This window comes from Sphaerisporangium dianthi (assembly GCF_042654065.1).
Taxonomy (GTDB): Bacteria; Actinomycetota; Actinomycetes; order Streptosporangiales; family Streptosporangiaceae; genus Sphaerisporangium; species Sphaerisporangium dianthi.
This window is the reverse complement of the sequence record NZ_JBHSFP010000013.1, coordinates 119,857-138,368: the sequence shown is the minus strand read 5'-3', so window position 1 is coordinate 138,368 and position 18,512 is coordinate 119,857. Positions and strand designations below refer to the sequence as shown.

The 18,512-nt window shown below is 72.8% G+C and carries 12 protein-coding genes; 8 read left to right on the top strand and 4 right to left on the bottom strand.

Annotation, left to right across the window (positions count from 1 at the left end; translation table 11 throughout):
• Positions 1–8 precede the first annotated feature (8 nt).
• The 8 genes from ACFO60_RS20375 to ACFO60_RS20340 all read left to right on the top strand — a co-directional run bounded on the left by ACFO60_RS20375 (position 9) and on the right by ACFO60_RS20340 (position 12,769).
• The gene (locus tag ACFO60_RS20375) at positions 9–5,966 is read left to right on the top strand and encodes a type I polyketide synthase (protein ID WP_380842239.1); all 5,958 of its coding nucleotides are present in this window, start codon (positions 9–11) and stop codon (positions 5,964–5,966) included.
• Positions 5,963–6,736: an SDR family NAD(P)-dependent oxidoreductase gene (locus ACFO60_RS20370; protein WP_380842237.1), complete on the top strand. Its 774-nt coding sequence runs from the start codon at positions 5,963–5,965 to the stop codon at positions 6,734–6,736. The genes ACFO60_RS20375 and ACFO60_RS20370 overlap by 4 nt, the downstream gene beginning before the upstream one ends.
• Before the next feature lie 8 nt (positions 6,737–6,744).
• On the top strand, positions 6,745–7,146 hold the full coding sequence (locus tag ACFO60_RS20365) for an ester cyclase (protein ID WP_380842234.1): 402 nt from the start codon (positions 6,745–6,747) through the stop codon (positions 7,144–7,146).
• A gap of 7 nt (positions 7,147–7,153) precedes the next feature.
• A complete protein-coding gene (locus tag ACFO60_RS20360; RefSeq protein WP_380842232.1) occupies positions 7,154–7,549 on the top strand; it encodes a nuclear transport factor 2 family protein in 396 nt (131 codons plus the stop codon).
• A gap of 120 nt (positions 7,550–7,669) precedes the next feature.
• Positions 7,670–9,316 carry an ABC transporter substrate-binding protein gene (locus ACFO60_RS20355; protein WP_380842229.1) on the top strand — a complete coding sequence of 549 codons (1,647 nt, stop codon included), beginning with the start codon at positions 7,670–7,672 and terminating at the stop codon, positions 9,314–9,316.
• On the top strand, positions 9,316–10,236 hold the full coding sequence (locus ACFO60_RS20350) for an ABC transporter permease (protein WP_380842227.1): 921 nt from the start codon (positions 9,316–9,318) through the stop codon (positions 10,234–10,236). Before ACFO60_RS20355 ends, ACFO60_RS20350 begins: the two co-directional genes overlap by 1 nt.
• Entirely contained in the window at positions 10,233–11,033 is an 801-nt protein-coding gene (locus ACFO60_RS20345; RefSeq protein ID WP_380842225.1) for an ABC transporter permease, read from the top strand. The genes ACFO60_RS20350 and ACFO60_RS20345 overlap by 4 nt, the downstream gene beginning before the upstream one ends.
• Positions 11,030–12,769 (top strand): dipeptide ABC transporter ATP-binding protein, encoded by a 1,740-nt coding sequence (locus tag ACFO60_RS20340; protein ID WP_380842223.1) that lies wholly within the window; start codon positions 11,030–11,032, stop codon positions 12,767–12,769. Before ACFO60_RS20345 ends, ACFO60_RS20340 begins: the two co-directional genes overlap by 4 nt.
• 132 nt (positions 12,770–12,901) lie before the next feature.
• Here ACFO60_RS20340 and ACFO60_RS20335 read toward each other — a convergent pair whose 3' ends face one another.
• The 4 genes from ACFO60_RS20335 to ACFO60_RS20320 form a co-directional block, all read right to left on the bottom strand.
• On the bottom strand, positions 12,902–14,257 hold the full coding sequence (locus ACFO60_RS20335) for a PepSY-associated TM helix domain-containing protein (protein WP_380842221.1): 1,356 nt from the start codon (positions 14,255–14,257) through the stop codon (positions 12,902–12,904).
• Positions 14,258–14,507: 250 nt separating this feature from the next.
• On the bottom strand, positions 14,508–15,053 hold the full coding sequence (locus tag ACFO60_RS20330; RefSeq protein WP_380842219.1) for a hypothetical protein: 546 nt from the start codon (positions 15,051–15,053) through the stop codon (positions 14,508–14,510).
• Between the two features lie 328 nt (positions 15,054–15,381).
• On the bottom strand, positions 15,382–16,884 hold the full coding sequence (locus ACFO60_RS20325) for a CehA/McbA family metallohydrolase domain-containing protein (RefSeq protein WP_380842216.1): 1,503 nt from the start codon (positions 16,882–16,884) through the stop codon (positions 15,382–15,384).
• A gap of 183 nt (positions 16,885–17,067) precedes the next feature.
• Complete coding sequence (locus ACFO60_RS20320) at positions 17,068–18,285, bottom strand: FAD-dependent oxidoreductase (protein WP_380842214.1); 1,218 nt, start codon at positions 18,283–18,285, stop codon at positions 17,068–17,070.
• Between the last annotated feature and the right edge of the window lie 227 nt (positions 18,286–18,512).

Genomic DNA, 18,512 nt, shown 5'->3' with positions numbered 1-18,512 from the left:
CTCTTCCCATGGCTGACGACGCACAGCTTCGCGAATATCTCAAACGCGCCATCGCCGACGTCCAGAGCCTGCGGTCCCGGCTCCACGAGGTGGAGTCGGCGCGGCGGGAACCGGTCGCGATCGTGGGCATGGCGTGCCGGTTCCCCGGCGGGGTGACCTCGCCGGAGGACCTGTGGGAGCTGGTCGCGTCCGGGCGCGACGCGGTGACCGCGTTCCCCGCCGACCGGGGCTGGGATCTCGACTCCCTGTACGACCCCGACCCCGACCACCAGGGCACCTCCTCCACCCGCCACGGCGGGTTCATCGAGGACGTGGCCGGGTTCGACGCCGGGTTCTTCGGCATCTCCCCACGGGAGGCCCTCGCCACCGACCCGCAGCACCGGCTGCTGCTGGAGACGGCGTGGGAGGCGTTCGAGCGGGCCGGGATCGACCCCGAGACGTTACGCGGCAGCCGTACCGCCGTGTTCGCAGGGCTGGCCGGCGGCGACTACGGCGTCGGGGCCGGTCACCCGGTGGAGCTGGAGGGGCAGATCGGCATCGGGACGCTGCGCAGCGTCGCCTCCGGCCGCATCGCCTACGCCTTCGGGTTCGAGGGCCCGGCCGTGACGGTCGACACCGCCTGCTCCTCGTCGCTGGTGGCGCTGCACCTGGCGGCGCTGTCGCTGCGGTCGGGGGAGTCGGACCTGGCTCTGGCCGGGGGCGTGTCGGTGATGGCGACCCCGCAGGGGTTCGTCGAGTTCTCCCGCCAGCGCGGTCTGTCGGCCGACGGCCGCTGCAAGGCGTTCGCCGCGTCCGCCGACGGCACCGGCTGGGCGGAGGGCGTCGGCTTCCTGCTGGTCGAGCGGCTCTCCGACGCGCAGCGGCTCGGCCATCCGATCCTCGCGGTGGTCCGCGGCTCGGCGGTGAACCAGGACGGCACCTCCAACGGCCTGACCGCCCCGAGCGGCCCTTCGCAGCAGCGCGTCATCCAGGCGGCGCTGGCCGGGGCCCGCCTGTCGCCGGCCGACGTCGATCTCGTGGAGGCCCACGGCACCGGCACCAGCCTGGGCGACCCGATCGAGGCCACGGCCATCCTCGCCACCTACGGCCAGGGGCGCGCGCCGGGCCGTCCGCTGTGGCTGGGCTCGCTGAAGTCCAACATCGGGCACTCCCAGGCGGCGGCCGGCGTCGGCGGGGTCATCAAGGTGGTGCAGGCGATCCGGCACGGGCTGATGCCGCGGACCCTGCACGTCGACGAGCCCTCTCCGTATGTGAACTGGTCGTCGGGTGAGGTGGAGCTGCTCACCGAGGCCCGCGAGTGGCCGTCGGAGGGGCCGCGGAGGGCGGGGGTCTCGGCGTTCGGCGTCAGCGGCACCAACGCCCACGTGATCATCGAGGAGGCCCCGGCCACCACAGAGCCCGGACGCCCCGCCGGGACGGGCTCGGTGCCCTGGGTGATCTCCGCCCGCACGCCCGGCGCGCTGCGCGCCCAGGCGGCCCGGCTGGCGGACTTCGTGACCTCGGGTGACGATCCGGCGGACGTGGCGTGGTCGCTGGTCCGTACCCGGGCGCGGCTCGACGAACACGCCGTGGTCGTGGGTTCGAGCCCCGCCGAGCTGGTGGAGGCGCTGCGGGCGCTGGCGGCCGAGGAGCCGTCGGCCTCGGTGGTCACCGGCCGGGCGGGCCGGGAGCTGGCCTTCCTGTTCACCGGTCAAGGGAGTCAGCGGGAGGGCATGGGCCGGGAGCTGTACGACCGGTTCCCGGTGTTCGCCGAGGCGTTCGACGCCGCCGCGGCCGAGCTCGACCGGCACCTCGACGGCGTCCCGGTCCGCGACGTCGTGTCCGGGTCCGACGGTCTGCTCGACCAGACCGTCTACACCCAGACCGGCCTGTTCGCGCTGCAGGTCGGCCTGTTCCGGTTGCTGGAGTCGTGGGGGGTGCGGCCCGACTACGTGGCCGGGCACTCGATCGGCGAGCTCGCGGCGGCCCATGTCGCGGGCGTGTGGTCACTGGCGGACGCGGCCCGGGTGGTCGCGGCGCGGGGCCGGTTGATGCAGGCGCTGCCGCCGGGTGGCGCGATGGCCGCCGTCGAGGCCACCGAGCGGGAGATCCCGGACACCGTCGAGATCGCCGCGATCAACGGCCCGTCGTCGATCGTGGTCACCGGCGACGAGGACGCGGTCGAGGCCGTCGTCGCGGAGTTCTCCGGCAGAGGCCGCCGCACCCGGCGGCTCACCGTCAGCCACGCCTTCCACTCGGCCCGGCTGGACCCGATGCTGGCCGAGTTCCGGCAGGTCCTCGAATCGGTCGCCTACCACGACCCGCGCATCCCGCTGGTCTCCACGCTGACCGGGAAGGCCGGCGACGTCACCGACCCCGGCTACTGGGTCGCCCAGGTGCGCGAACCCGTCAGATTCGCGGACGCGGTCACGGCCCTCGACGCGGCGGGCGTCACGACGTTCCTCGAACTGGGACCCGATGCGGTTTTGTCCGGCATGGCCCGCGAATCACTCCCCGAAGACCGGTCCCTGGTCCCCGTACTGCGCCGGAACCAGCCGGAGGAGCGCACCGCGCTGCTCGCCCTGGGCCGCGCGCACATCCACGGCCGGCCGGTCGACTGGGACGCCGTGCTCCCTGAGGCGCGCCGGGTCGACCTGCCGACCTACGCCTTCCAGCACGACCGCTACTGGCTCGGACCCGCCACGCTGAACTCCGGCGACCCGGCGTCGCTCGGCCTCACCTCGGCCGGGCATCCGCTGCTCGGCGCGACGGCCGTGCTGGCCGACGCCGGCGGCGTGCTGCTGTCGGGGAGGCTGTCGCTGCGCACCCACCCCTGGCTGGCCGGGCACACCGTCATGGGCACCGTCATCGTGCCCGGCACCGCGCTGGTCGAGCTGGCCGTCAGAGCCGGGGACGAGGTGGGCCTGACCACCCTGGACGAGCTCGTCGTCGAGACCCCGCTCGTCGTCCCGGCCGGCGGCCCGGTCGACGTCCAGGTCTCCGTCGGCGCGCTCGACGACGAGGGCCGCCGTCCCGTCACCATCCACTCCAGCACCGGCGAGGGCTGGACCAGGAACGCGGCGGGGACCCTCGGCGAATCGGGCCCGGCCCCGGAGAGCAGCGGTAGCTGGCCCCCGCCGGGGGCCGTCCCCGTCGAGATCGGCCACGTCTACCGGGAGCTCGCCGACGCGGGCCTCACCTACGGACCCGCGTTCCAGGGGCTGCGCGCCGCCTGGCGGGACGGCGACGACTTCTTCGCCGAGGTCGCGCTGGGGGAGGCCGAGCAGGGCGAGGCGGCCCGGTTCGGCGTGCACCCGGCGCTGCTCGACGCCGCCCTGCACATCGCCGCGCACCACGGGCTCAAGGACAGCCCGCCGGGGCAGAACCGCCTGCCGTTCGCCTACGGCGGGGTCCGGCTGCACGCCTCGGGCGCCGGCGCGCTGCGCGTCCGGCTGGTCCTGCACGGCCCCGACGAGCTCTCCCTCGACGCCGCCGACGAGACCGGCTCGCCGGTCGTGTCGGTCGCCTCGCTCCGGGCCCGCCTGGTCTCGGCCGACCGGTTGCGCCCGGCGGGCCACGACTCCCTGTTCACGGTCACCTGGACCGAGGTGACCCCGCGGCCTTCCGGCGGGGAGGCCCACGTCGTCCAGGTCACCGGCACGAAGCCCGGCGACCTGGGCACGGAGGCCGCCGTCCACGGGCAGGTGAACCGGGTGCTCGGCCAGGTGCAGGAGTGGCTCGCGGAAGAGAACGAGAGGCCGCTGGTCGTCCTCACCCGGCATGCCGTCGCGGCCACCCCGGAGGAGAGCCCCGACCCGGTCGTCGCGCCGGTCTGGGGGCTGGTCAGATCCGTACAGGCGGAACATCCCGGGCGGGTGTTCCTCGTGGACGCCGATGACGCCGCACCGGAGGCGGTGCGTCTGGCGGTCGCCGCCGTGCTCGGCTCGGAGGAGCCGCAACTGGCGGTGCGGAACGGGAGGTTCTTCGCGCCCAGGCTGGCGCGCGCGTCCGCGCGCGACGGTGCGGCGCGGGAGTGGAACCCGGACGGCACGGTGCTGATCACCGGCGGCACGGGCGCGCTCGCCGGCGAGCTCGCCCGGCACCTCGTGCGGACCGGGCGCACCCGGAACCTGGTCCTTCTGGGCCGCAGCGGACGGCTCGAACCCGGGCTGGAGGACGAGCTCGCCGGCCTCGGCGCGCACGTGACCGTCGCCGCCGGCGACGCGGCCGACCGCGCCGCGGTCGCCGCGGTGCTGGCCGCGATCCCGCGCGACCGGCCGCTGACCGCGGTGGTGCACGCGGCGGCCGTCGTCGACGACGGCCTGGTGGAGTCGCTCACCGGCGAACGGGTGGACCGCGTGCTGCGCGCCAAGGCCGATGGCGCGTGGGTGCTGCACGAACTCACGCGCGGCCACGACCTGGCCGCCTTCGTCCTGTACTCGTCGGTGGCCGGGCTGCTCGGCGGCCCGGGGCAGGCCTCCTACGCCGCCGCGGGCGGCTTCCTCGACGCGCTGGCCGCGCACCGCCGCACCCTCGGGCTGCCGGGCCTCTCGCTGGCCTGGGGCCTGTGGGAGCGCCCGACCGGGACGACCGCCCACCTCACCGACGCCGACCGGGCCAGGGCGGCGCGCGCCGGGCTCGGCGCGCTGACCACGGAGGAAGGACTGGCGCTCTTCGACGCGGCCCTCGATCGGGACGAGCCGCTCCTGGTCGCGGCCCGCTTCGACCTGCGCCCTCGCGAGGAGCGGCCGCTCGCCCTGCTGAGAGGCCTGATCCGCCCGGCCAGGAGCACCGCGGGGTCGCGCGCAGGAACCGGGCCGAAGCTCGCCCACCGCCTCGCGCGGCTGCCCGAAGGGCGGCGCGAGGAGGCCGCGCTGGAGGCGGTCACCGCCGAGGTCGCCGCCGTGCTCGGCGCGAACGCGCGCTCGATCGCCCCCGGCCGCCCGTTCAGCGAGCTCGGCCTCGACTCCTTGACCGCCGTGGAACTGCGCAACCGCCTCGACGCCCTCGCCGGGCTGCGGCTGCCCGCCACGGTCACCTTCGACCACGGCACCGCCGAGGCCCTCACCGGCTACCTCCTGACCAGGCTCGACACGGTGCGGCCTGAGCCGGAGCCGGAGCAGGTCCGCCAGGGCCCGCTGTCGGAGCTGTACCGCGCCCTCTACGCCAAGGGCCGGTACGCGGCGGCGGCCGAGCTGATCGGCGTCGCGTCGAGGCTGCGCGGCAGCTTCACCGCCGAGCAGACCTCCGATCACGTGCTGCCGCCGATCCGGCTGGCCGAGGGCCCCGCCCCGGCCGCCGTCATCTGCTTCCCCGCCGTCAGCGCCATCTCCGGCCCGCACGAGTACGCCCGTTTCGGCCAGGCGCTGAACGGCCGGCGGGACGTGCACGTGCTCCCGTCGCCCGGGTACGACCCGGAGGACCTGCTCCCCGACACCGAGGAGACCTACGTCCAGATGCACGCCGACACGGTTGCGAAGCTGGTCGGCGGGAGGCCTTACTTCATCGTCGGCCGGTCGATGGGCGGCTGCGTGGCCCATTCGGTCGCGGAGGAGCTGGACGGCCGGGGCATGCCCGCCTCCGGGCTGGTGCTGATCGACTCGTACCCGATCGACAGCCCCACCTTGGAGGGCATGCGCGACTGGTGGCTGAAGGCGATGCTCACCGGGATGCTCGAACGCATCGAGCGCTACCGCATGGTGTGGAGCGACGCGAGCCTCACCACCATGGGCGGCTACGGCCTCGTGCTGGCCGGCTGGCGGCCTAAGCCGATCTCGGCCCCCACCCTCATGGTCCGCGCCGCGGAGCCGCTGCGCGGGACCATCGTCGACCCGACGGGGCGGCTCGACTGGCGGCCCTCCTGGCCGCTGCCGCACGAGACCACAGACGTGCCCGGCGACCACTTCACTGTGCTGGAGGAGCACTCCGGCACCACGGTGGCCGCCGTGCGGGACTGGATCGAGACCATCGAGAAGAGGAGCGTATGAGCGCACAAGTCGTGGCCGTCACCGGCGCCGCCGGTGGGATCGGACGAGCCATCGTGGAGCTGTTCGCCGAGCGGGGCGCCCGCGTGGTCGCCGTCGACCTCGACAAACGAGGCCTCGACGAGCTCGCCGGTGACGGCATCGCCACCCTGGCCGGGGACATCTCCACCGAGGAGACCAACGAGGCGTTCGCCGAGCTGGCCTTGAGCCGGTTCGGCCGGCTCGACGCGGTCGTGCTCAACGCGGGCATCGGGGGCGCCGGGCCGCTGGAGTCGCCCGGCGCGATCGAGCGGTTCGACCGCGTCTGGGCGACCAACGTGCGCGGCGTGGCGCTCGGCGTGAAGGCCGCGCTGCCCGCGCTGCGGGCCTCGGGGGGCGGTTCCGTCGTGGTCACCTCGTCGATCTCCGGCCTGGCCGGCGACCCGGGGACCTGGGCGTACAACGCGGCCAAGGCGGCGGTGATCAACCTGGTGCGCGGGCTGGCCGTCGACTACGCGGTCGAGAACGTCCGGATCAACGCCATCGCGCCCGGCGGGGTGTCGGTGGGGCTCAACGCCGGCGCCGCCGCCCACCCCGTGCTCGGCCCGGCCATCCTGGAGCGGATCCCGCAGCATCGCTGGTCGGAGGCGCGCGAGCAGGCCGAGGCCGTCTGGTTCCTGACCTCGCCCGCCGCGTCGTACGTCACCGGCGTCACCCTCCCCGTCGACGGCGGCCTGAGCGCCAACAACGGCATCCTGCTGCCGCCCGCCCACCCGGGCGCCTCACCCCGATAGGAGCGTCAATGAGCATCGAGAAGAACAAGGAGACCGCGCGGCGGCTGTACGAGGAGTTGATCACGCTGCGCCGCCCCGAGCTCCTGGCGGAGCTGATCGCCGAGGACGCCGTCGACGAGACCGTCCAGCCCGGCGGCGGCGGCCGTGAGGACTTCCGCCGGCACATCGAGAACGTCTGGGCCACCGTCGAGGGCGTCAAGGCGACCGTCACCGACCTGGTCGCGGAGGACGACCGGGTGGTGGTGTTCTGGCGCATCGAGGGCGTCCAGCGGAAACCGCTCTTCGGCGTCCCCGCGAGCGGCCGTCATTTCATCGGCCACAGCATCAGCACCATCACCTTCCGGGACGGGCGGATCGTGCGATACAACGTTCTGCCCGACCGGCTCGGCATTCTCCAGCAGATTTCCTGAGGCGCAAATGGATAAATTGTCGTTCGAGGATATTTCGGACATCCGGGGCGTGCTCGCCCTGTTCTCTCACGTCTTCGACAACCGGGAGGTCGGCGACCTTCACCGCGTGTTCACCGAGGACGCCGTGATCGAGATGACCCGCGGCGCCGGGCGGGTCGTCGACGGCCTGCCCGCCATCGCCGAATTCTCGCTCGCGCTCGGCCCGGACGGCCCTGACCACCAGACTCTCGACAGCCACGTGTTCGTGGACGACGCGGGAGCGGTCAGGGCGCGCAGCCGCTACCTGGCGATCCTGCAGGACGGGAGCGTGCACAACGGCGACTACCTCGACGTGCTGGAACGCACCACGGAAGGGTGGCGGATCAGCCGCCGAGTTTCCATTCCCCGATATCCAAAGGAATAGCCCTTAGGGGCTTTTAGGGGTACCCGGCCGGTGGGTCGCGAATTAGCCTTCGACTGAAATATCGGCTAAGTATTCAAGCCCGCCGGATCGGTGAATATGCACGTACCCAGAATTATGAGATTGTCCGGAGCCGTCGCGGGGCTGGCGCTGTTCGCGGCCGCCTGCGGCGGCTCTCCGGCCGCCACCTCCGGCGCCCCGGCGGCGTCGGCCGCGCCGGCCGCGCCGGTCAAGGGCGGCTCCCTGACGTTCGCGGCCGACACCGAACCGGTCTCCTTCGACGTCCACCAGAGCTCCCAGGACATCACCGGCGCGATCATGCGCAATGTCTTCGACTCGCTCATCTCGCTGGACGCCTCCGGCAGGTTCCACCCGTGGCTGGCCGAGTCGTGGGAGGCCGCCCCCGACCTGAAGAGCTACACGTTCAAGCTGCGCAAGGACGTCGTCTTCCACGACGGCACCCCGTTCGACGCCGAAGCGGTCAAGATCAACTTTGACCGCATCCACGACCCGGCCACCAAGTCGCAGCTCGCGTCGAGCCTTCTGGGGCCGTACACGGGCACGAAGGTCGTCGACTCCCACACGGTCACCGTGGAGTTCTCCGCGCCGTTCGCGCCGTTCCTGCAGGCCGCCAGCACCGCCTACCTGGGCTTCTACTCGCCGAAGACGATCGCGGCCAACTCCGCGGCGCTCACCTCCGGCGGGCCGGTCGAGGTCGGCACAGGGCCGTTCGTGTTCAGCCAGTACGCCAAGGGCCGGCAGGCCGTCTTCACCCGCAACGACGCCTACAAGTGGGCGCCGAAGACGGCCGCGCACACCGGGCCGGCCTACCTCGACAATCTGACCGTGCGGTTCCTGCCCGAGGCGTCGGTGCGGGTCGGGTCGCTGTCGAGCAGGCAGATCGACGTCGCCGCCGCCGTACCGCCCGCCCAGACCAAGAGGATCCAGGGCAACGCCGCCCTGACGGTGCTGAGCGCCGACTACCCGGGCGGCAACTACAGCATCTACCTGAACACCTCGAAGGAACCGCTCAACGACGAGAAGGTCCGCAAGGCGATCCAGCGCGGCATCGACATCGACACCGACATCAAGGCGCTCTACTTCGGCCAGTTCAAGCGCGCCTGGAGCCCGCTCGCGCCGACCACGCCGGGCTACAACGCGTCCCTGGAGAACAGCTGGCCGTACGACCCGGCGCTCGCGAACAAGCTCCTCGACGAGGCCGGCTGGACCACCAAGGACGCCGAGGGCTACCGCACCAAGAACGGGAAACGCCTCGTCATCGACTGGCCGCTGCTGCCCGCCCAGTACGTCCGCGACCAGCGTGACATCCTCGGCCAGGCCTTCCAGGCCGACCTTAAGAAGATCGGCGTCGAGGTGACCCGCCCGCAGGCCGACATCGGCACCTACCTGGAACGCGTCTACGGCGGCAAGGCCGACATGGCCGACTACAGCTGGGCGCGGGCCGAACCCGACGTGCTGTGGCTGCTGCTCAACGGCACCAGCCGACCGCAGAAGGGCGGCCAGAACGCCACCTTCCTCAACGACCCCGACCTGACCAAGTGGACCGACGAGGGCAGGGCCACCCTGGACGAGGCCGTCCGCAAGGACGTGTACGGCCGGACCCAGCAGCGGGCCATCGACCTGGCCATCGTCATCCCGATCTACACCCAGTCGCAGGTGCTCGGCCTGAGCAAGCAGGTCCAGGGCCTCAGCCTGGACGCCAACGCCTGGCCGCTCTTCTACGACGCCTGGCTCGGCAAGCCGTCCTGATGACGACCGCCCTGAAAAGGGCCGGAGCGGGGTTCGCGGTGCTCTGGGGCGCCGCGACCCTCGCCTTCGCCGCCCTCATGCTCCTCCCGGGCGACCCGGTCGCCACCCTCCTCGGCCCGGCCACCATGGCCTCGGCCGAGGTCCGCGACCGGATCCGTGCCGAATACGGCTTCGACCGGCCCGTCCTGGTGCAGTATTTCGACTACCTGGGGAAGCTGGTGACGGGCGACCTCGGCTCGTCCTACCAGCTCCAGCGCCCGGTCTGGACGCTGATCACCGACCAGCTCGGGCCGACCGCGCAGCTGGCCGCCGCCGCGGTGGTCCTGGCCGTGGTGATCGCGATCATCAGCGCCGTCGTGACGGCGGGCCGGTCCCATACGGTGCGCGCGGCGGCCGGGGCGTGGGAGCTGGTGGCGGTGTCACTGCCGTCGTACTGGCTCGGGATCCTGCTGCTGACCGCGTTCTCCTTCCAGCTGCAGATCTTCCCGGTGATCGGCGCCCAGGACCTCGTGGCGCTGGTGCTGCCCGCGCTGACGCTGGCGCTGCCGATCGCGGGACTGCTCGCCCAGGTCCTGCGCGAAGGGCTGGAGACCGCGCTGGCCCAGCCCTTCGCGGTCACCGCTCGGGCGCGCGGGCTCTCCCAGCTCGCCGTACGGCTCCGCCACGCCCTGCGCCACGCCGCGGCGTCGCTCGCGACCCTGACCGGCTGGCTGGTGGGCACCCTGCTCGGCGGGGCCGTCCTGGTCGAGACGGTGTTCGGCCGGGCGGGCATCGGGGCCCTCACCCTCCAGGCGGTCGGCAACAAGGACATGCCGGTCGTGATGGGCGTCGTGCTGCTGTCGGCGGTGGTCTTCGTCGTCATCTCCAACGCGCTCGACCTGCTGCACGCGGTCATCGACCCGAGGGTGCGTCCCGCATGAGGCGATCCACGATCATCGCGGGGCTGGCGCTGGCGCCGCTTCTGGCGGCCGCCACCGTGCCCGACCTGCTGACCTCCGTCTCGCCGATCACCATCGACCCGGTGCGCGCGCTGCTGCCGCCCGGCGCCGGTCACTGGTTCGGCACCGACCAGCTCGGGCGCGACCTGTTCACCCGGGTCGTGTACGGGGCCCGTCCCTCCCTGCTGCTCGGGCTCGGCGCGACCGTGCTCGCGGTCGCCGCCGGGGCGCTGATCGGCGTCGTGGCGGCGCTCGGCGGCCGGGCCGCCGACCAGACGACCATGCGCCTGCTCGACGTGCTGCTGTCGCTGCCGCAGCTCCTGCTCGCCCTGCTGGTGATCACGGTGCTCGGCGGCGGCCTGGTCAACGTCGTGGTGGCCATCGCACTGGCCTTCACTCCCGGGTACGCCCGGATGGTCAGGACCGAGGCGCTGGTGGTGCGGCGGTCGGGCTACGTGGAAGCCGCGCACGGCCTCGGGCTGCGGCCCGTGGTCCTGGTGGTCCGGCACGTGCTGCCCAACGCGGTCGGGCCGGTGCTGGTGCTGGCCACGGTCGGGTTCGGCACCGCGCTGATCGCCGGGTCGGGGCTGAGCTTCCTCGGGTTCGGCGTGAAGCCGCCCGATCCCGAATGGGGGTCGATGCTCGCCGAGGGCCGTGACTTCCTGGCCGACGCCTGGTGGATCGGGCTGTTCCCCGGCGCCGCCATCACCGTCACGGTGATCGCCGTCAACGTGGTCGGCCGCGCGGCCCAGCGCCGCTACACCCGGAGGACATCATGATCGACGTCGACGGGCTGACCGTGTCGTTCGGCGGGCCGCCGGCCGTGCGGGACGTGTCGTTCCAGGTCGCACCGGGCGAGTGCCTGGCGATCGTGGGCGAGTCGGGCTCGGGCAAGAGCGTGACGGCCCGCGCCCTCGTCGGGCTGGCCGGGGACCGGGCGACGGTCTCCTCGCGCGGTCTCACCTTCGACGGACAGGACCTGTCGCGGCTGTCGGAGGCCGGATGGCGCGGCGTGCGGGGGCGGCGTATCGGGCTGATCCTCCAGGACGCGCTCGTCTCCCTCGACCCGCTCCGCACGGTCGGCGCCGAGGTGACCGAGACACTGCGCACCCACGACGTGGTGCCGGCCCGGGAGCGGAACAGGCGGATGCTCGAACTGCTGGCCGAGGCCGGCATCCCCGACCCTGAGCACCGAGCGGGGCAGCACCCGCACGAACTGTCCGGAGGCCTGCGCCAGCGGGCCCTGATCGCGTCCGTGGTCGCGGCCGGGCCGTCGCTGCTGGTCGCCGACGAACCCACCACCGCGCTCGACGCGACCGTGCAGGTCCAGATCCTCGACCTGCTCGGCCGCCTCAAGGAAGCCGGCTCCGCGCTCCTTCTGATCAGCCATGACCTGGCCGTGGTCTCGCGCCTCGCCGATCGCGTCGCGGTCATGTACGCCGGCCGCATCGTCGAGGAAGGCCCCGCCGCGGACCTGCTGGCCGATCCCGCGCACCCGTACACCAGAGCCCTGATGGCGGCGGTCCCCGCCGCCCACGCCAAGGGCACCCTGCTGTCGGTCCTGCACGCGGGCCCCTCCGGCGCGTGCGCCTACGCCTCCCGATGCGCCCTGGCCGACGACACCTGCCGCGAAGAGGACCCGCCGCACGCCGACGTCGCTCCCGGCCGCCGGGCCCGCTGCCACCGTCCGTTCGAGCGGCTGCCGGAACTTCCGCCGGTCGGCCTCGGCGGCGACCGGAAAGCCGGTCCGGTGCTGCTGTCGGCCGATGGGCTCGTCAAACGGTTCAAGGACCGGACGGCGGTCGACGACGTCTCCTTCGAACTGCGAGCCGGGGAAACCCTCGGGCTGGTAGGGGAGTCCGGTTCCGGGAAGACGACCGTGGCCCGGATCGCCCTGGGGCTGCTCGACCCCGACGAGGGGACGGTGATGCTCGGGGAGCGGCGCTGGAGCGGCGTACGGGAGAAGGAGCGCAGGCCGGGCCGCCGCCGGATCCAGGCCGTCTACCAGGACCCGCTCGGATCCTTCGACCCCCGGCACTCCGTCGAGCGCATCGTCGGCGAGGCCGTCGCGATCACCGGATCGCCCAGGAACCGGCGCCGGGCGCGGGTGATCGAACTGCTCGACCAGGTCGGGCTGGCGACCGGCCTGCTGGAGCGGCGGCCGCTGGAGATGTCCGGAGGGCAGCGGCAGCGGGTCGCCATCGCCCGTGCGCTGGCCACCGGCCCTGACGTGCTCGTCTGCGACGAGCCCGTGTCGGCCCTCGACGTGTCGATCCAGGCGCAGATCCTCGACCTGCTCGCCACGCTGCAGCGGGACCTGGCCGTGGCCATGCTCTTCATCTCGCACGACCTCGGTGTCATCCATCACGTCAGCGACCGGATCGCGGTCATGAAGGACGGCCGGATCATCGAGAGCGGTCCCGTCGCCGAGGTGTTCGGGTCGCCCAAGGAGCCGTACACCAAGGAGCTGCTCGCCGCCGTCCCCGCCCTCACGTCGGAACGGAGCCCTCGGTGACCGTCACCCCCGGCATCACCGTCGGCCGTGTTCTGTCCGAGAGTGGTGTGGAAGCCCTCGGCCGCGTCCTGGGCCCCGTCCCGGTCGCGTCACCGCAGCCGATCGCGCGGCGATCGGCTGCGGTGACGTGGATCAGGAGCGGCTCTTGACCCGGCCGAGCACGACATCGACGACCAGGAAGGCGAGCAGCGAGATGCCCAGGAGCGGGACGAGCACGCCCACCGCGATCGCCGCCACCCCCACGGCCAGCAGTACGGGCACGGGCGCCGCGCGCCAGCCGCCGCGCGCGTAGGGGGCGGCGAAGCCGCGGGTGGGCCGTCGCTGCCACCACATCCGGTACCCCAAGATGATCATCGTGATCAGCGACAGGGCGAGTGCGGCCAGCACGATCTGGTTCGCCAGGCCGAACAGCACGCCCATGTGCCCGTCGATGCCCCAGCGGGTCAGCTTGGCGCCCAGGGGGAAGTCGTCGAAGCGCAGTTCGCCGGTCACCTGGCCGCTCCCCGGGTCGACCGCGACCTGGTCGTTGCGCTGGGGCACCTGGCGGTCCATCTCCTTGACCGTGAAGGCGCCGCCGGCCTTCGCAGGCCAGGCGATCTCCAGCGGCCCGGACAGACCGGCGCCCGCCGCCGCCCGCACGATGCGGTCGGCGTCGACCTCCGCCGCGGGCCCGTCACCGTGCCCGGCGTGGCCGGCGTGGCCTCCCGTGGTGGCGGGCAGGGACGGGGTGCTCCAGCCGAGCGCGGTCTGGAGCTTGTCGACGTTCGCCCCGGCGTAGCTCGACCAGGTCAGGCCGGTCGCGGACAGGAACAGCAGGCCGACGGTGATCCACAGGCCCACCGAGCCGTGCCACGACAGGGTCCGGCGCAGGCCCTGCGCCTTGCGGCCGGGCCGCAGGGTGCGGCGACGGTGGCTCAGCCACAGCACCACGCCGCCGAGCGCGACGACCCACAGCCAGCCGGCCGCCAGCTCGCTGTACAGGCGTCCGGGCTCACCCAGGTGCAGGTGGCGGTGGAAGCCCGAGATCCAGGCGCGCACGGGAAGCGCGCCGGAACTGCCGTAGCTCGGAAGCACGCCCCGGACCTGACCGGTGTACGGGTCGACGAAGACCGCCAGCCGGGTGCTCTCCGGCAGGCCCTCCGCGTCGAGTAGGACCTGGGTGGTCTCTCCCGGCTCGGAGGCGGGCCGTACGGCGCCGATCGTCCCCTGCGGGTGCGCCTGCCGGGCGGCGGCGATCTGCCGCGCCAGGGGGAGCGGCGCCTGCCCGGCGGGCGGAGGCGGAGCGGTGAGCTCGTGAGCGTGGACGACCTTCTCGAGCTGGAAGGAGGCGGCGTACAGCAGGCCGGTGGTGGCGGCCACCAGCAGGAAGGGGGCCACGAGGATGCCGGCGTAGAAGTGCAGGCGCAGCAACAACGCCCGCGTCGCCGGCCAGGCGGTGGAAGGGGAGCGTTGAGGAGCAGGCTGAAGCTCGCGCACGTCAGAGGTCATGGAAGGTCTCCGTTCACGGAGGCGCGCACAGGCGGACGCACGCCTCGGCGGGGTTCGTCATGAGGGCGCCGCGCTGCCCGGATCCGCGAACACGGCCGCCGTGGTGGCGGCCGGCCCCGCGGTACCGGCCCGCCATACAGAGAGCCGGTCCGCGGTACAGAGAGCCGGCCCGCGGTACGGCGCAGGCGCCGAACCGGCGCGGACCGGGACGGCCCGTGCCGATGAACGTCTCACGGGCACGTGGCCCGGATCAGATGGCGAACATTCCCGCCGGCGGGCCGCGCCGGGAGACGGTCGCGGCGAGCAGCCGGGTGACGAACGAGGACCCGCTCTTCCCGGAGGGCCGCGGAAGGAGCCTCGGCGCGGACGGCGCGACCACCCGCACCAGCAGGGTGACCACGACGGCGACGAGCAGGCGCAGCAGAGTGGCCAGCGCCGTCTCCCCGCGTTCCAGCCAGTGCGCGGACAGCAGCGCCGTCACGGTGTGCGCCAGCAGCATCGCCACACCCACGGCGAGGCGGCCGTGCCCGTGGTAGGCGTCCGGCGGCGGCTGCGTCGCGGCCTGCGAGAACAGGTGGTGTAGCCCGTACTGGGCGGCGAACGCCGCGGCGAGCAGGGTTCCGAGCCCCCGCTGCCGCCGGGCGAGGAGGAAGGCGCCACCCGTCACGAGCGCCGTCACCCCGATGAAGACCGCCGCGCCGATGGCGGCGCCTCCGGCCAGCGCGTGCATGCCCAGCGACACCGCCACGCACACCACCGCGAACGCGGTGGCGCGCAACAGGCGCAGGACGGGCATGCCCCTTATCGTGACAGAGATTGATATAGCTGCCGAGTAGCCGGAGCCCTTGTCGCGGCGGCGACAGCCCTCGCACCCGCCGGCGCGGCGAAGTCCGACAGGCTGCCGGTGGCGACTCCGTCGACAGGGATGGTGCGTGCCCACTGATCCGCGCTCTGGTCATGGACGAGGCCGTGGCGGTCGCCGCGCGACACAACGCGATGTCGAACTCGGTGAAAGGTTCACTCCACCGCGCGTATGACGTGACCTCCGCGGGGTGCGGAGGTCACGTCATACGCCGATGATCCGGCCCGGCGGGCGCGACGCCCGTGGGCCGATCAGCGGGTTGCTAGCGGATCCGTACGAAGACGGGGTTGGAGTAGAACCACAGGTCCTCCCACGGGCTCTCCTTGCCGTCGGCGAGCGGCTCCTGCTCGTCGGTGCTGGTGCCGCGCACCCGGGCGTAGCAGTCGCCCTCCACGTCGCGGAGGGTGTACTTGATGACGTAGTCCTGGCCGGACCGGCGCCAGTCGCGGGGGCCGAACCGCGCCGCCACCTTGGTGGTGGGGTTGGTGTCGGCGCCGAGGTTGGCGTTGGGGCCGGTGACCTGGCCGACGATCAGGTCGACGCGACGCACTTCGGGACGCTCGCCGTTGCCGTTCTTGCCGTTGAGCGGCCGGAATCGGATCTCGATGTCGACGTCGGCGCGGTTGCGGCGGCTGACCGTCAGGGTCTCGCCCATCGCCGCCTCGCGGCCCTGGCCGCTCGCGGTGAGGTCGAGGCTGGTGATCAGGTCGCCGGTGGTGACCCAGATCCGCCCGTTGCGCAGACCGTCCATGATGTCGGCGTAGTCCTGCCGGGCGTGCACGTAGGTCTTGCTGTACTCGCCCGGCCAGAAGTCCGAGCCGCCGCGGGTCCAGTGCACGTGCGAGTCGGAGGTGGCGGTGATCCACCAGCGCCGGCCCTCGCCGAGCAGCGAGTCCCACAGGCCGCCGACGCGGGCGGTCATCTGGTCGAAGCCGCCGTAGGTGGGGTGGTTGCCGTACCCGCCGCGCGCGCCGCCGTTGAGCGGGCCGGCCTGGTGGCCGGGCGCGCCCTCGAAGCCGACGTAGATGTCCGGCGCGATGTTGTTGCCGTTGCGGAATTCCTTGGGCGTGTCCTGGCCGTAGACGCCCAGGCCGGTCGCTGAGCGCGAGGCGTGGTGGGCGAGGACCAGCGGCTTGTGCGGCATGGCCTGCGCGGCCGTCAGGAACTCGATCATCTTGGCTTCGGTGTCGCGGCCGGGGTCGGCGGGGAAGGGGTCGTTCTTGGCGAAGCGGCTCTCCAGTTCGAACAGCTGCTGCGCCTCGCCGTCGTGGTGCGGGATCATCAGGGTGTGGTGGTCCAGTGCCGGGGCGTCGAACTCCATGCCCCAGAACTGCAGCACCTCGGGAACCAGGCGGCGGGAGCGCAGGAGGTCGGGGTAGGCCTGCTCCAGGTTCACCTTCGAGTGGGTCGGCCCGCCGTGGTCGGTGCACATCGCCCAGGTCAGGCCGAAGTTCTTCGCCATGATCGCGTTGGTGACGATCGGGTACACCGCGTCGGCGCCCTTGATGAACTTCGGCGGATTGGTGGAGGTGTCGTAGTTCCCGCTGTACTCCGAATGCACATGGTGGTCGCCGGCCCGCCAGATGCGGGCGCGGTCGTTGCCGCGGCTCTGGCCTTGGCGCTCGTCATCGTCGTCGGCCGCCGCCGGACCGGCGCCCATGACCGAGTTCGCGGCGACCAGCGTCGCCCCGAGGCCGACGAACTTGGCCAACTGGCGCCGGGAGACTCCCGTGCCCTCGGGGTCCTCAATCTGCCTGTCTTGCATCGTGACGCCTTTCGTCCACTACCTCGGGTGCGACGAGCAGTCTCGGAGGGCGCCCTGAACGCGACTTGAACGACAAGCAGGATGATTAAGAACAAAGAACGCCAACACCGCTGAAACGGCTATCTCCGTGAGTGCTGGTCGCTCATCACGCAGCTCGGGCAGCTCGGCGGCGTGAACAGCCGCTCACGCGGGCAGCGGGTTCTGCGCCATGCGCTGCTCGCCGATCCGCGCGGCCTCGCGCACGACGGAGAACCCGTACGCGGTCATGTCGCGCTCGTAGCGGGACAGGGCTTCGCCGAGCTCGCCGTCTCCGGCGGCGACGGCGCGCAGCGCGCGGCCCAGCAGGGCGGCGTCGCGCATGGCGAGATTGGCGCCCCGTCCCAGGGTGGGCGTCATGGCGTGGACGGCGTCTCCCAGAAGCGTGACGTTGGTGGGCGCGTCCAGGCTGCCGGGAACGCTGGTGTGCATGCGGACCGGGAAGAACGCCTCGGCGTCGCCCTGGCGGACGAGGTCGGCGGCCTGGCCGTGCCAGTCCGCCACCGTGCCGGCCGCGAGGTCGCGCAGTCGTTCCCCGGACAGGTCGTCGGCGCCGGGGAAGAACCGGTGGCGTCCGCCGACGACGCACACGACGTAGTCGTCCTGATCGCGCATGGCGGTGCCCGGTGACCAGTGCGCCGCGGCCTTCGCGGGCGCGGTGGGGAATCGGACCGAGCCCAGACCGAGGAACACCTTCCGGTCGTCGGAGGCGATGGCGAAGATGTCCGTGAGGGCTTCCACGGGTACGCGCAGCCGGGCGGCGTCCAGGGGCAGCCGTCCGTAGATGGCGGTGATGCCCGCGTCGACGGTGGTCAGGCGCGGGGCGCGCTGGGCGCGCACGGCCGAGCGGACGCCGTCCGCGCCGACGAGGACGTCTCCGTGCGCGGTGGTGCCGTCGCTGAAGTACGCGGTGACGCCGTCCGCGGTGTTCTCGTAGCGCTCCAGCTTCTTGCCGAAGTGGACGACGTCATCGAGGCCGGACATGAGGATCTGGCGCAGTGTGGCGCGATCGACGTTCGCGTGGACGCTGTTCCCGCGGTCGGGCCAGACGTCCCCGTGGTCCCCGTGGTCGTCGTGGGAGGGCAGACGCTTGACGACGGACAGATCCGTACTCAGGATCGCGGTGAAGGGCTCGGTGAACTGCGAGGTCGCCTCGAACAGCGCGATCAGATGGCCGGGGAGCACTTCGCGGGCGGCATTGACGGCGTCGTCGTCGAGATGGAGGCGGTAGCCCTGGGGCCGGTCCCACGGGCTTGCGTCGCGTTCGAAGACGGCGACGTCGATCGCGCCGCCCCGCAGGGACCGCGCGAGCGTCAGGCCGCCGAGGCCGGAGCCGATGATGAGCACTTTACCGAGTGTGGACATGAGTGGCCCTTTGCTGAGTGGTTCGACAAAGGACGCACCGGTGGCCCGATCGGGCACTTGTACGGGCGCCATGGCCAGGCGCCGCCCGGACTACCTACCAGGCTGTGGCTTTCGTACGTCGCCCGAACGATAACACGACGGTCTGACCGGCGCCCGCGCCGGCGCCCACCGCGACCGGTTCGGCGTGGAGCCCGTCTGCCGGGTGCTGGAACATGTGATCTCGGCCT